15 protein-coding genes are annotated in these 13,668 nt (G+C 71.0%); 6 read left to right on the plus strand and 9 right to left on the minus strand.

Going from position 1 to position 13,668, the window contains the following annotated elements; translation table 11 throughout:
• The first annotated feature begins 276 nt into the window (after positions 1–276).
• Positions 277–1,329, plus strand: coding sequence for a family 2 encapsulin nanocompartment cargo protein polyprenyl transferase (locus OHA55_RS22210; RefSeq protein ID WP_266710969.1), 1,053 nt, complete (start codon positions 277–279; stop codon positions 1,327–1,329).
• A gap of 274 nt (positions 1,330–1,603) precedes the next feature.
• Here the strand turns inward: OHA55_RS22210 and OHA55_RS22215 are convergent, their stop codons facing one another.
• Positions 1,604–2,833: an NADP-dependent malic enzyme gene (locus OHA55_RS22215; protein WP_266708978.1), complete on the minus strand. Its 1,230-nt coding sequence runs from the start codon at positions 2,831–2,833 to the stop codon at positions 1,604–1,606.
• Positions 2,834–3,380: 547 nt separating this feature from the next.
• On the opposite strand from OHA55_RS22215, the gene OHA55_RS22220 reads away from it, so the two are divergent.
• From OHA55_RS22220 to OHA55_RS22230, 3 genes are read left to right on the plus strand one after another with little or no spacing between them, the layout of a single operon-like run.
• Positions 3,381–4,349, plus strand: a complete 969-nt coding sequence (locus OHA55_RS22220) for an ABC transporter substrate-binding protein (RefSeq protein WP_266708980.1) — start codon at positions 3,381–3,383, stop codon at positions 4,347–4,349.
• 29 nt (positions 4,350–4,378) lie between these two features.
• Positions 4,379–5,320 (plus strand): amino acid ABC transporter permease, encoded by a 942-nt coding sequence (locus OHA55_RS22225; RefSeq protein ID WP_266708982.1) that lies wholly within the window; start codon positions 4,379–4,381, stop codon positions 5,318–5,320.
• Positions 5,317–6,078, plus strand: a complete 762-nt coding sequence (locus OHA55_RS22230) for an amino acid ABC transporter ATP-binding protein (RefSeq protein ID WP_323180439.1) — start codon at positions 5,317–5,319, stop codon at positions 6,076–6,078. Before OHA55_RS22225 ends, OHA55_RS22230 begins: the two co-directional genes overlap by 4 nt.
• Positions 6,079–6,246: 168 nt before the next feature.
• Here OHA55_RS22230 and OHA55_RS22235 read toward each other — a convergent pair whose 3' ends face one another.
• From OHA55_RS22235 to OHA55_RS22245, 3 genes are all read right to left on the minus strand, one after another.
• Positions 6,247–7,035, minus strand: a complete 789-nt coding sequence (locus tag OHA55_RS22235) for a hypothetical protein (protein ID WP_266708984.1) — start codon at positions 7,033–7,035, stop codon at positions 6,247–6,249.
• Positions 7,032–7,520: a SigE family RNA polymerase sigma factor gene (locus OHA55_RS22240; protein ID WP_266708986.1), complete on the minus strand. Its 489-nt coding sequence runs from the start codon at positions 7,518–7,520 to the stop codon at positions 7,032–7,034. The genes OHA55_RS22235 and OHA55_RS22240 overlap by 4 nt, the downstream gene beginning before the upstream one ends.
• A gap of 238 nt (positions 7,521–7,758) precedes the next feature.
• The gene (locus tag OHA55_RS22245; protein ID WP_266710998.1) at positions 7,759–8,559 is read right to left on the minus strand and encodes a trans-aconitate 2-methyltransferase; all 801 of its coding nucleotides are present in this window, start codon (positions 8,557–8,559) and stop codon (positions 7,759–7,761) included.
• A gap of 106 nt (positions 8,560–8,665) precedes the next feature.
• Between OHA55_RS22245 and OHA55_RS22250 the strand changes: the two genes are divergently transcribed.
• Positions 8,666–9,295, plus strand: coding sequence for a CGNR zinc finger domain-containing protein (locus tag OHA55_RS22250; RefSeq protein WP_266708988.1), 630 nt, complete (start codon positions 8,666–8,668; stop codon positions 9,293–9,295).
• Here OHA55_RS22250 and sodX read toward each other — a convergent pair.
• Positions 9,199–9,636, minus strand: a complete 438-nt coding sequence (gene sodX / locus OHA55_RS22255) for a nickel-type superoxide dismutase maturation protease (protein WP_266708990.1) — start codon at positions 9,634–9,636, stop codon at positions 9,199–9,201. The genes OHA55_RS22250 and sodX overlap by 97 nt on opposite strands.
• Before the next feature lie 188 nt (positions 9,637–9,824).
• Here sodX and sodN point away from each other — a divergent pair, with 188 nt between their 5' ends.
• A complete protein-coding gene (gene sodN, locus OHA55_RS22260; RefSeq protein ID WP_266708992.1) occupies positions 9,825–10,220 on the plus strand; it encodes a superoxide dismutase, Ni in 396 nt (131 codons plus the stop codon).
• A gap of 266 nt (positions 10,221–10,486) precedes the next feature.
• On the opposite strand, the gene OHA55_RS22265 is transcribed toward sodN, so the two are convergent.
• The 4 genes from OHA55_RS22265 to OHA55_RS22280 form a co-directional block, all read right to left on the minus strand.
• The gene (locus tag OHA55_RS22265; protein WP_266708994.1) at positions 10,487–11,032 is read right to left on the minus strand and encodes an HAD domain-containing protein; all 546 of its coding nucleotides are present in this window, start codon (positions 11,030–11,032) and stop codon (positions 10,487–10,489) included.
• A 15-nt stretch (positions 11,033–11,047) separates the two neighbouring features.
• On the minus strand, positions 11,048–11,740 hold the full coding sequence (locus OHA55_RS22270; protein WP_266708996.1) for a cyclopropane-fatty-acyl-phospholipid synthase family protein: 693 nt from the start codon (positions 11,738–11,740) through the stop codon (positions 11,048–11,050).
• Positions 11,741–12,652 (minus strand): phosphotransferase, encoded by a 912-nt coding sequence (locus tag OHA55_RS22275; protein ID WP_266708998.1) that lies wholly within the window; start codon positions 12,650–12,652, stop codon positions 11,741–11,743. It abuts the gene before it with no gap.
• A gap of 76 nt (positions 12,653–12,728) precedes the next feature.
• On the minus strand, positions 12,729–13,478 hold the full coding sequence (locus OHA55_RS22280) for a hypothetical protein (RefSeq protein ID WP_266709000.1): 750 nt from the start codon (positions 13,476–13,478) through the stop codon (positions 12,729–12,731).
• Between the last annotated feature and the right edge of the window lie 190 nt (positions 13,479–13,668).

Below are 13,668 nucleotides of genomic sequence, written 5' to 3' on the forward strand. Positions count from 1 at the left end.
GGAGGTCCCGGACGGGGGAGGAGTACGGGGCCGGGTGCCGGGCTCCGGGTGTCGCACCCGGGGCCCGGCACCCACCCGCGCCCCCTGCCCCGCGCCGTCGGGCCGGCATCCCGTCGGGCCCGGCAGCTCGTCGGGCCGGCATCCCGTCGGGCCCGACGGGATGCCGGGCCCGCAACCCGACGCCGTACCACCGCACCGCCCGTACGACCCGTTGCCCCCGGCCCGCCGCGAACCGGACCGGGGGCTCACCGGCGACAGAGGGAGTGACCCGTGACCATGACGAGTACGGACGCCGCGACCGAAGGCCACGAGGCCGCGGCGCTCCTGGAACGGACCCGGGCCGTCGTCGACCCGCATCTGCGTGCCGCGGTGGCGTCGTTGCCCGGCGGGATGCGCCGGGTGGCGATGTACCACTTCGGCTGGGCGGACGCCGAGGGCGACGAGGGGAGCCCCGCCCCCGGCCCGGCCGGCAAGGCCATCAGACCCGCCCTGGTCCTCGCGGCGGCCCGCGCGCTGGGCGGCGACCCGGAACGCGCCGTGCGCGCGGCCGTGGCCGTGGAACTCGTGCACAACTTCACCCTGCTCCACGACGACGTCATCGACGAGGACACCACCCGCCGTCACCGGCCCACCGCCTGGGCGGTCTTCGGTGTCCCGGACGCCGTCATCACCGGCGACGCCATGCTGGCGCTCGCCCTGCGCATCCTCGCCGACGACGACCACCCCGCCTCCGCCCCCGCCTCGGCGCGGCTCACCGCCTGCGTCATCGAACTCTGCGCCGGCCAGCAGGCCGACTGCGCCTTCGAGGGACGCGGCCCCCGGGAGGTCACCCTCGACGAGTGCCTCACCATGGCCATGGCCAAGACCGGCGCACTGCTCGGCTGCGCGTGCGCCGTGGGCGCCCTCTACGCCGGCGCGTCGGAGCGTTCCGTCGGCGCGATGGACGGCTTCGGCCGGGAGTCCGGGCTCTCCTTCCAGCTCATCGACGACCTGATCGGCATCTGGGGCGATCCGTCGCGCACCGGCAAACCGGTCGGCGCCGACCTCACCGCCCACAAGAAGTCCCTGCCCGTGGTGGCCGCGCTGACCTCGGGCAACCCGGCCGCCGCCGACCTCGCCGCGCTCTACGAAGGCCCCCTCGTCACACCCGACGAGGTGCGCGGGGCCGCCGACGCGGTCGAGCGGGCCGGCGGACGCGACTGGGCGCAGGTCACCGCGGCCGACCGGATGGCCCGGGCGGTCCACCACCTCTCCCGCGCCGTGCCCGACCCGGCGGCGGCAGGGGACCTGCTCTCCCTCGCGGAGTTCGTCACCCGCCGCAGCCACTGAATCCGCGGCCCCGCGCACGCACGAACCGGCCTCGCGCACGAACCGGCCTCGCGCGCGGGGCCGGCCTCGCGCACGCACGAACCCCGCACACGCACGAACCCCGCACACGCACGAACCCCGCACACGCACGAACCCCGCGCACGCACGAACCCCGCGCACGCACGAACCCCGCGCACGCACGAACCCCGCGCACGCACGAACCCCGCTCCTCCGCACGGCGGGGAAGCGGGGTCGTCGTGCCTTCGGGCGCCGTACGGCACCGGGGCGGCGGGCGTCAGCGCCGGGCGACGCCCTCGGCCCGAGCGGCGGCGGCGACCGCGGCCGTCACCGCGGGGGCCACCCGCTCGTCGAACGGCGACGGGATGACGTAGTCCGCGGCCAGCTCGTCGCCGACCACGTCGGCCAGCGCGTTCGCCGCGGCGATCTTCATGCCCTCGGTGATCCGGGAGGCCCGGACCTGGAGCGCGCCCGCGAAGATGCCGGGGAAGGCCAGCACGTTGTTGATCTGGTTCGGGTAGTCGGAGCGTCCGGTGGCCACGACCGCCGCGTACTTGTGCGCGATGTCCGGGTGGACCTCGGGGTTCGGGTTGGCCATGGCGAAGACGTACGCGCCCGGAGCCATCGAGGCGATGGCCGGCTCGGGGACCGTACCGCCGGAGACGCCGATGAAGAGGTCGGCGCCGTCCAGCGCGGCCTCCAGCGGGCCCGAGAGCCCGGCCTTGTTGGTGAGACCGGCCAGCTCCCGCTTGACGTCGGTGAGGTCCTCGCGGTCCCGGCTGACGATGCCCTTGCGGTCGGCGACGGCGATGTCGCCGATGCCCGCCTCCAGCAGGAACTTCGCGATGGCGACACCGGCCGCGCCCGCACCCGAGATGACCCCGCGCAGGTCGCCCAGGGTCCGGCCGGACAGCTTCGCCGCGTTGCGCAGCGCCGCCAGCGTCACCACGGCGGTGCCGTGCTGGTCGTCGTGGAAGACCGGGATGTCCAGCCGCTCCTGGAGCTTGCGCTCGATCTCGAAGCAGCGGGGCGCCGAGATGTCCTCCAGGTTGACCCCGCCGAAGGAGGGCGCGAGCCGGACGACGGTCTCCACGATCTCGTCCGCGTCGGTGGTGGCGAGCGCGATCGGCACCGCGTCCACCCCGCCGAACTGCTTGAACAGGATGGCCTTGCCCTCCATCACCGGGAGGGACGCCTCGGGGCCGATGTCCCCGAGGCCGAGGACCGCGGTGCCGTCCGTGACCACGGCCACGACCTGCGACTTCCAGGTGTAGTCGTGGACGAGCTCCGGGTTCTCCGCGATGGCGCTGCACACCTTGGCGACGCCCGGCGTGTAGGCGAGGGACAGGTCGTCCTTGTCGCGGATCGGAACGGTGGCCTGCACGGCCATCTTCCCGCCGCGGTGGAGCGCGAAGGCCGGATCGAAGGGCTCGTCGGCCACGTTCGACTCTCCGGCCCGGCTGCCGGTGGTGCTGCGATTGAGAGGATTGACGATCTCCGCTGCCATGCTGTCTGACCCCTTAAGTCTTCATCGTCTGAGGGTTGCCGCTCCTGGTGAGGAGGGGTGGGTGGGCACCGCGTACGTCCCCGCGCCGGCGGTTGGACCGCCTCGGCAGGGAGGGTTCGTACGCGCGGACGCGCCGCACACGCGTCCTGGTCCCCGGATGAGGGGTGTAAAGGTCTTTCTTACCGGACCGGGCCCGCCGTGGACGAGTCACTTTCGACCAGGTGACACGACTCATGGGCGAATGGCGTGACAAGTCCGCCCGGCGAGGGGGCTCGACGGCAAGTCCGTTGTACGGCACACGAGTCGTCGGGCCGGTCCGGCCGCCCCGGAGATTCTCCGGTCGAAAAGCGAAATTCCCGCAGATGGTCCGGTTCGGCGCATTCGGACTCGGGGACGCGGGGGTTGCCCGTTACCCGATTTTGACATGGCTGGACCCCTGAATGGGCTATTCCGGATGGCAGGATGCGCTAATCGCTCAAGGTGTCGACACCCGAAGACACCTGCGTATTCATCTTTTGACGCCCCTTCACCGCCGGAGGCCCCGACCATGACCGCTCGCACCAACCGCTGTACGCCCGTCACGTCCCGTCTCGCGGCGGTGGGCTCCCTCGCGGTGGCCGGCGCGCTGATCCTGACCGGCTGCGGTGACCAGACCGACAGCGCCGGATCGAAGGACGTGACCACCTCCGCGGCCGCGACGGCCCCGGCCGCCCCGCTCGCCGACCTCCTGCCCCAGGAGATCCGCGACAAGGGGGAGATCAAGGTCGGCTCGGACATCGCCTACCCGCCGGTCGAGTTCAAGGGCGAGGACGGCAAGACCATCGGCATCGACCCCGACCTCGCCGACGCCCTGGGCAAGCAGCTCGGGGTGAAGTTCACCTTCGAGAACGGCACCTTCGACACGCTGCTCACCGGCCTGCGCTCGGGCCGCTACGACCTGGCCATGTCGGCCATGACCGACACCAAGAACCGTCAGGACGGTGTCGACCCCGAGACGAAGAAGAAGGTCGGCACGGGCGTCGACTTCGTCGACTACTTCACCGCCGGTGTCTCCATCTACACCAAGAAGGGCGACGACCAGGGCATCAGTACCTGGTCCGACCTCTGCGGCAAGAAGATGGTCGTCCAGCGCGGCACGGTCTCCCACGACCTCGCCAAGGCCGAGAGCGCCAAGTGCGGCAGCAAGGGCAAGATCTCCATCGAGGCCTTCGACAACGACCTGGAGGCCCAGACCCGGCTGCGCGCCGGCGGCGCCGACGCCGGCTCCTCCGACTTCCCGGTCGCCGCCTACGCGGTCAAGACCTCGGGCGGCGGCAAGGACTTCCAGCTCGTCGGCGAGCAGGTCGAGGCCGCCCCGTACGGCATCGCCGTCGCCAAGGGCAACGACCAGCTCACCAAGGCCATCCAGTCGGCCCTGGACGCGATCATCAAGAACGGCGAGTACCAGAAGGTCATCACCAAGTGGGGCGTCGACGCGGGCGCGGTCACCGAGGCCAAGCTCAACGGCGGGGTCTGACGGGAATCCGGCGCTGAAGGACATCACCAGTGATTGACATCGACAAGACGGAGCCCGCGGAGACCCCGCCGGCCCCGGCTGCCGGACCCGAGCCGATCAGGGCCGTCCCGGTACGCCACTACGGCCGGTACGTCGCCGCGATCGTGGTCCTCGGCCTGCTCGCCTCGCTCGTCTACGCGTTCTCCCAGGGCGAGATCGTCTGGGGCGCGATACCGGACTACTTCTTCAACGACCAGATCCTCGACGGCGTCCGCAACACCGTCGTCATCACGCTCCTCGCCATGGTGATCGGCATCGTCCTCGGCGTCGTGCTCGCGGTGATGCGGCTCTCCAAGAACCCGGTGACCTCGTCCGTCGCCTGGGGCTACATCTGGTTCTTCCGGGGCACCCCGGTCTACGTGCAGCTGCTCGTCTGGTTCAACCTCGGCCTCGTCTTCAAGTACATCGACCTCGGGCCGATCTACAAGGACGAGTGGTCGAACTTCATGACCCCGTTCCTCTGCGCGCTCCTCGGCCTCGGCCTCAACGAGGCCGCGTACATGGCGGAGATCTGCCGGGCGGGGCTCCAGTCCGTCGACGAGGGACAGACCGAAGCGGCGCACGCCCTGGGCATGACCCACGGCAAGACGCTCCGCCGGATCGTCGTCCCCCAGGCGATGCGCGTCATCGTGCCGCCCACGGGCAACGAGGTCATCAACATGCTGAAGACCTCCTCGCTCGCGGTCGCCGTGCAGTACGGCGAACTCCTGCGCTCCACCCAGAACGTCTCCCAGTCCTCCGGCGCCACCGTGGAGATGCTCTTCCTCGCGGCCGTCTGGTACATGGTGGCGACCTCGGTCCTGAGCGTCGGCCAGTACTACCTGGAACGCCACTTCGCGCGCGGGTCGAGCCGCAGCCTGCCCCCCACCCCGTTCCAGAGGATCAAGGCCGGCATGCTCACGCTCGGCCGCCCCAAGGGAGGCGTCGCATGACCGCCATGGTGAAGGCCGAGGGCGTCCACAAGTCCTACGGCCCCGCGCACGTCCTCAAGGGCATCGACCTGGAGGTCGCACCCGGAGAGGTCTTCTGCCTGATCGGCCCCAGCGGCTCCGGCAAGTCGACCTTCCTGCGGTGCATCAACCACCTGGAGAAGATCAACGCCGGACGGCTCTCCGTCGACGGCGAACTGGTCGGCTACCGGCAGAAGGGCGACAAGCTCTACGAGCTCAAGGACAGCGAAGTCGCCCTGCGGCGCCGGGACATCGGCATGGTCTTCCAGCGCTTCAACCTGTTCCCCCACATGACGGCTGTCGAGAACGTCATGGAGGCACCCGTCCAGGTGCTGGGCCTGCCCCGCCCCGTCGCCCGCGAACGCGCGGAGCGGCTGCTCGACCGGGTCGGCCTGGCCGACAAGGCGGGCAACTTCCCCTCGCAGCTCTCCGGCGGACAGCAGCAGCGCGTCGCCATCGCCCGCGCCCTGGCCATGGAACCGAAGCTGATGCTCTTCGACGAGCCCACCTCGGCGCTCGACCCCGAGCTCGTCGGCGACGTCCTCGACGTCATGCGGGGACTGGCCGAGGACGGCATGACGATGATCGTCGTCACCCACGAGATGGGCTTCGCCCGTGAGGTCGGCGACGCGCTCGTCTTCATGGACGACGGCGTGGTCGTCGAGTCCGGACACCCGAGGGACGTGCTGACGAACCCGCGGCACGAGCGGACGCAGGCGTTCCTCTCCAAGGTGCTGTAGCCGCACGCGGTCGTACGGGGGCCGACGCCGGTCACCGGGGGCGCCGACGGCCGCGCCGGCCCCCCGGCCGTACGACCCCGACGCCCCCGACGGTACGACCCCGACGTCCCCCGAGGGGCGGCCCCGGCCTTCCGGCCGGGACCGCCCCGGGGCCACACCCGCCGTCCGTCACTTCTCCGGCAGCAGCTCCGGGCGAAGCATCAGCCCGCGGACCTGGGTGGCGTTCAGCGGCGGGGCCTTCAGCAGTGGGCCCTGCGCCCCCTTCGCCTCGAACCCGGTGCTGGAACGGAGCATCAGGGCGCTGCCGTCCTTCAGGATCAGCTGCCCGTCGATCTCCGGACCCCACTGGGGCGTTCCGTCCCCGTAGTCCATCGGGTCGCTCCACGTGGTGAGCACCCGCCCGTCCGGCAGCACCTCGCGCACGCAGTCGGCGCGCTCGGGCTCCTTGCCGTTGGGCTCGCACAGGTCCTGGTCCGCGGCCGGCACCTCGTTCCCGCTCTTCGCGGCGATCTCCTTCGCGCTCCTGAACTCGAACGAGAGGTAGCCGACCCCGCCGTCCTTGCGGACCGCGTAGTCCCCGTCCAGCGGACCGAGGAAGTGCCTCGTGTCCTCGCTCGGCTTCACGTGCTTGATCAGCACCACGAACGAGACCTCCTCCAGCTTGCCGACCCCGGCGGGCAGCAGCGCGGCGACCCGGCTCGCCTTGTCCGTCCCGGCCGCGTCGGCCGACGCCGCGACCGAGACCCGGTCCAGCGAGGCCGTGGACCCGTCCGCCCCGGCCAGCTGCGGCACCGCGACCGCGCCGGCCGCGACGACCGCCAGCGCCGCGCACGAGACAGCGGCACGCCGACGGAACCGTACCCGGGCCGCCCCCGCCCAGACCGCCTCCGTCGACAGGACCGGACGCCCGGCGTCCGCCGCGGCCCGTTCCAGCAGGTTCTTCACGTCGTCGCTCACACCAATTCCTCCGTCATCTCGGCGCGCAGCGCCGCCAATCCCCGAGCCGTGTGGCTCTTGACCGTGTTCTGCCGCATCCCGAGCAGCTCCGCCGTGGCCTCGACGCTGAGGTCCTCCCAGTAGCGGAGGACCAGAACCGCGCGCTGCCTGGCCGTGAGCCGGGCGAGTGCCGCCCGTACCTGGAGGCCGGTGTCGGTGTCGTCCTGGCCGCCCGCGCGGTCGGGCAGTTCGCCGAAGGGCTGCTCCCGCCGCCAGAACCTGCGGCGGGACGCGATGAAGGTGTTGACCAGCGTCTTGCGCGCGTACGCCTCGATGTTGTCGAGCCGCCCGTGCCGCCGGCCGCCCACCACCACCTTCACGAGCGCCGTCTGCACCAGGTCCTCGGCCTCGTGGCGGTCGCCGCAGAGCAGGTACGCGCTCCGGTACAGCGCGGTGCGCCGGCTCTCCACGAAGGCGTGCAGCGCGGCATCCTCGTCGATCCGCATTCCCCGCCCCTCTCCAGGCCCGCGGGTGCGGACCGTCTCACCCCTTCCAGTGCGCCGGACCGCCCCGGAGGTTGCGGCCGACGGCAACGGATCGCGAACGTTCCCGGACGCGGACGCGGACGCGGACGTTCCCGGACGCGTACGTTCCCGGACGCGTACGTTCCCGGACGCGGAAGTGGCAGGGGCGGTACGGAAGTTCCCGTACCGCCCCTGCCGTGATCCGCTCTCCCCCGCTCGCCTACTTCAGTGCCAGCACCACCGCGTCCGAGGGCGAGGACCAGACGGTCCGCGCCTCGGCGAAGCCGGACGCGCGAAGGGTACGGGCGTGCCAATCGGCCGAGGGCGTGTCACCTTCGGCGTGCTCGCCGTAGATCGCGAACCGCTCGGCGGTCGGTCCGGCGAGGGCCGGGTCCTTCCCGGCCAGGTCCCACCACGCGGCCCAGTCGAGCACCCCCGCAGCCTTCGCACGGTCCATGGCCGCATGCCGGCGGGCGCGTTCGGCGGCGTTGATACGGGGAGTGGACGGGTCGGTCATGTGGTCCGCGTTCATGAACACCCCGCCGTCCCGGACCAGTCGGCCGAGCTGCCCGTAGAGCGTGGTGAGCGGACCGCTGCGGAACCAGTGGAGCGCCGTGGCGGTGAGAACGGCGTCGTACGAGGTCCGGGGGAGGGCCTCGGCCCAGGAAGGGTCCTTGAGGTCGGCGGTGACGAGGGTGACCCGGTCGTCACCGGTGAAGGTGCCGCGGGCGATGGCGAGCAGCGCGGGATCGAGATCCACGCCGGTGCTGGTGGCTTTCGGGAACCGCCGCAGCAGCCGGTCCGTAATACTTCCCGTACCGCAGGCGAGGTCGAGCACGCTCGGCTCGGGGCCCACCACGGCCTCGACCATGTCGAACATGATCCGGAAGCGCTCCTCGCGGTCCGGCATGTACCACTCCTGCTGGCGGTCCCAGCTCTCCTGCCAGGACCGCCAGTCGGTGCCGGCGGCCGTCGCGCCCGCGGTGTTCGCGTTCGTCCCCGTGTCCGTCAGGTTCGCCATCATGTCCGCCATGTGAGCCATCACCCCTGATGTAATACTCAATATGCGACTTCAACCATTACGCTCTGACCGTAGGAACTTTAGACCCACGCCGTAAGGACGACAAGTGGAACTGGCCTATTACTCGGACTACGCCGTGCGTCTGGTCAACACCGAGGAGCCGGCCCGGAACAGGGACGTGCTCACCTCGGTCGACGCCGTTCGCGACCTCTTCGCCGGCAACTCCCAGGCCGCCCGGCGGGCGACCGACGCCGACGTGACCCGCTTCCGTTCCGTACGGGGCCGGCTGCGGTCGGTCTTCGAGGCGGCGGACGGGGGCGACGAGACCCTCGCGGTCGACCTGCTGAACTCCCTGCTCCTCGAGTTCCCGGTCAGCCCGCAGATCTCCGGCCACGACACCCTGGACGGGAGCGGGAAGCCGGACTGGCACATGCACCTGGCGGACCACCCGTCCAACGCCACCGCCGGATACGCCGCCATCGCCGCGATGGGGCTCGCCTTCCACCTCACCACCCACGGCGTGGACCGGCTGGGCCTCTGCGAGGCGCCGCCCTGCCGCAACGCCTACCTCGACACCTCCACCAACCGGTCGCGGCGCTACTGCTCCGACCGCTGCGCGACCCGCGCCAACGTCGCCGCCTACCGGGCCCGCAAGCGCCTGGAGGCCGACCGGTCCGCCGACAACGGCCGCACCGCCGAAGCCGCCCAGCCGAGCACCCCCAGCGGGGATCGCTGATCCTTCCTCAGCGGCCGGAAACGCAACTGCGCCCGGGCCAGTACGAGATCCTCCGGGACGGTCCCGTACACCGTGCTGTCCCCGCCCGCGAACGTGTTGTCGGCCAGCACCCACCAGCCGCCCGGGCGGCGTTCGGTGGCCCGCTTCACCACCAGCAGATCCTGCTGGAAGGGGTGGCGCAGGATCACCACGTCCCCCGGCCGCACCGGAGCCCCGTACCGCACGAGGAGCCGGTCACCGTGATACAGCGTCGGCACCATCGAAGGCCCCGTCACCTCCACCACCTGAAACCGCGCCCCTGCCGCCCGCCCGTCCCCGGGCCCCTGCGCCGGCTCCGCCATCTCCGCTACCTCCCCGGTCCGTTCGTCCGCCTCCAGTACACCGTCTCGCGCACGGCTCGTACATTCGGCCCCAGGTGCTCATCCTCACCCCGGACTTTTGGCCTAAGCCCATGGGGGCACTAGCCGAAAGGCGCGCTCCACGGAGTAATGTCCCACCTGAGAAGACGATCACGAGGAAGGACCGCTCCATGCTTTCCCGCCTGTTTGCCCCCAAGGTCAAGGTCAGCGCCCACTGCGACCTGCCCTGCGGTGTGTACGACCCGGCCCAGGCCCGCATCGAGGCGGAGTCCGTCAAGGCCGTCCAGGAGAAGTACCAGGCCAACGAGGACGCGGACTTCCGCACCCGCTCGGTCCTGATCAAGGAGCAGCGTGCCGAGCTCGCGAAGCACCACGTCTCCGTGCTCTGGAGCGACTACTTCAAGGCCCCGCACTTCGAGAAGTACCCCCAGCTGCACCAGTTGGTCAACGACACCCTGAAGGCGCTCTCCGCTGCCAAGGCGTCGAACGACCCGGCCACGGGCCAGAAGGCTCTGGACCTGATCGCCGAGATCGACAAGATCTTCTGGGAGACCAAGAAGGCCTGATCTCAGGTCGGGCCGTCCGACCCGCGTGTTCTCGCGGGTCGGACGCCCACCGCTCCGCACCCGGTCCGCAGGGCGCCGAACACGGCGTCCATGGCGGGCCGGGTGCGGTGTTTCCGGGCCGGCGGGGCACGCGGCTGGGGCCGCAGTGGTCGAGTCGGCTGACTCCGACATCACCGTCCCCGTTCCCTGCCACGGATCGCCGACGGGCTCATGCCCGGGTGCCACCCGGCCGCCCTCGCTGATGGAGGTGGCGAGGGCAAAAGCAGTCAGACGGCGCGAACGGTGGGCAACTGCGAGACCCAGGCCGTGAGCTCGGTCAAGTGCTCGGTCTGCAGCCCAATGTGTGGGTCGGGCTGCACGAGGAGGGTCGGCGCTCCCCTGCCGGTGCGTCCGGCCGCCCAGGCGTGGTCGAGGCTGGTGAAGTCGTCGCCGATCCAGACGGCGGGGGCGTCTGCCAGCCAGACGTCGACGTGGTCTCTTTTCCAGAGGTAGCCGTCGGGGTGGCTGGTGGTGATCTGGGGGCGAGGCAGGTCGATGTAGGGGAAGTCGGGTAGCCCCAGGAGAGGGCCGATGATCGTGGTGGCGTCCTTGCGCCAGCTCGTGCACCACACGGGGGTGACGAGTCCGCTGGTCAGGAGATCGGTGAGAAGGCCGCCGTGACTCGGGTCGAGCCAGATGGGCACGGGGGCGTCGGGGTGTCGGCCGGAGGGCAGGACGGTGTGGCGGACGTGGGTGGGCGGGGTGCTGCCGTCGGCGGCCGGGAACGGTATGAGGACTCCGTCGATGTCCAGGAGCAGGTAGGGCAGGGTCATCGGTGCCTCCGGCGGTCAGCGTTTGCAGGCGGTGATCAGGAGGGTGGTGGGCCACGGGTCGCGGCGTGGGTGCCGCAGCTCCTGTGTCGAGGTGACGCGCAGGCCCGCCCGGGAGAGGTGGGCTCCCCAGCGGCGGGCGTCGAACTCCCATCGGGCGAGGGGCAGTCGGGTTCGGTCGGGCATGGTGACGTAGTCCTCGCGCGGACGGTCGTCCGTGCATGGATGTCTTCCGGACCGGGCCGGGTGAGGGACGGAGAAGGCCAGCACACCGCCCGGTTCCAGGCGTCGCGAGACGGCGGCGAGGAGGAGTTCGGGGGCGACGAGGCCGACGGCACCGAAGACCGAGTAAATCGCGTCGAAAGTCTGGCCGGTGGCCTGCAAGTGGTGCAGTGCGTGGCCGGCGGCGAAGGTGGCGCCGTCGATGTGGCCGTAGTGGGAGCGGGCCCGACGTACCTGGAGGCCGACCAGGTCCACGCCGGTGGCGCGGGCCTGGTGGTGCTTCGCGAGGTGGGCCACGTTGTGGCCGGGGCCGCAGCCCAGCTCCAGGACGCGCTTGCCGCAGAGGTCCCGTCCCAAAATCTCGGCGCCGGGACCGAGGCCGGCGTGGGTGCTCCATTCCATCCGGGCAGGCGCGGTGAGGGCGTGTGAGGGGGCAGCGGCTGTGCGCTGGGCTGCGTGGGTGTACCAGGGAGAGACCTGGGCGAGCACCTAGACCTCCAGGAGTTGGACCACATCGCCCAGGTGGCGGCGGACAACGGGGATGTACGCGGGGTCCTTGGCCGGATCGTCGATCCAGCGAATGGCCTGCTCCATGAACCACTCCACGGCCCACATGCGGTGCCAGCCCAGGGCCCATGCCTCGGCGGTCAGGCCGCCCCGGGTGGCGAGGGCGTCTTCATGACCGCCTGCGGTGACGTACTGCTCCAGGAACACCCGCATGCGGAAGGGGCTCGGTACGTCGGTGGTGCCGTGGTAGGAGGCGAGGTCGATCAGGCCGGGGCCGGTGAAGGCGCGGGCGAAGTCGAGGAGGTGCCAGCCGTTCTCCCCGATGTGGACGCTCGTGGGGTGGAACTCGGAGTGGACCCAGCCGAACGGGTCGAGCGTCGCCCCCTGGACGCGGGTCTCGGCCGCTGCGGAGATCTTCCCCAGCGCGGTCTCGATGTCGTCGCAGTCCGTCCATCGGTCGGCTTTCCGCAGCCGCTGGAGATGATCGAGGGCTCGGCCGGGCAGGGCTGCGAGGCCCGCTCCGTCGAGGAGGGGCAGACCGCCCGCTGGGCGGGCGGCGTGGAGCATGACGGCGGCGGCGACGCCGTCGAGGTCGTCGGCGTTCCGTACGGGGGTGCCGAGGTCGTCCATGAGCATCCCGATCCACTTGCCCCGCACGGCGGTTGCGTGGAGCGCGGGGACCGGGAGCCGTCGCTGGTAGGCCAATCGCAGGGCCTGGGCCTCGCGGTCGAAGGGTTCCTTGGCGTACTTGAAGACGGCCGTGGTGCCGTCGGGGAAGGTGACGCGTTCGACGCCGGACATGCCCCAGACGCGAATCGAGGTACGTTCGGGGAGAGGCTTGCCGACGAGAGTGCACAGGTCGTTCAGCAGGGCGGCGGACAGGCTCTGATCCATGGAGGTCTCCAGGGGACTGGTGGGCTCCGGGGCGGGCGCGCGAGCTGGCCCGCCCCGGAGCCGTACTGGGGTGGGGTTACTCGGCTGCGGGCACGCGGTGGGCGTAGACCTGCTCGATCCAACCCGCCTTGAACTCGGCCAGGTCGTCACGGAAGTTGGCCATCGAGGCACCGTAGGGCGCGACGACGCCGCCGGACTGGTCCGGCACGGACTGGCAGCCGTGCACGAGCCGGCCGCCGAGCGCAGCGTGGGCCTTGATGGACTCGATCCGGCGGTGCTCGTTGAACCAGCCGCCGTGGTAGACCTCGTCCAGCATTCCGCCCGTCGCCTCGTCCAGGTCGAAGACGACGGAGGTGGCGGCGGGAAAGAACCAGCACGGGCCGACGTTGGAGATGTGCCCGTCCAGCTCGACCTTGTTGAGCGCCATCAGCGTGGCGGCCTCGCGCAGCATGCGCAGGTGGTCGGTGGTGATCTGCGGGAGGCCGAGGCCGGCCAGGTGCTCCTCGCGGAAGAGGTACGCGTACACCCCGCACGCCGTTGCCAGCACACGGGCGGCGTCGGAGGTGGACTCGCTGTGCTGCTTGATGAAGTCGAGCGCGAGCTGCTCGACGGCGCTCTCGGTGGTCTCGTCCACGTCGAGGAGCTGGGCCTTCACCAGCTCCCAGTCGGCGACGAGCCAGGTGCTGGACTCGAAGCGGAAGAAGTACTCGGCCGGGTCGATGGTGATGCGCCGGCCGTCCACCTGGATGCCGGGCAGGCGGTTCCAGCGCGGGTCGAAGGCGTCGGGCAGCTCGACCGTGATGGTCGCGGTGTCGATGGTGGTCACCGTGTCTCCGTCTCTGATCGTCCGGACCGGGGCACAGGAATGCCCGAGCCCGTTGGGGCGTAAGGAACTCTGGGGGCCGCCCGCCCGTGATTCCGTGAGTGGGGCGGCTGTCGATAAGTGAACCGCCCGCTACGCAGAGTGGGTACGGTGTGACCGAGGTCAAGCGGTATACGCGGTTTACAGATCCGGA

It is taken from the genome of Streptomyces sp. NBC_00102, from assembly GCF_026343115.1.
Taxonomy (GTDB): Bacteria; Actinomycetota; Actinomycetes; order Streptomycetales; family Streptomycetaceae; genus Streptomyces.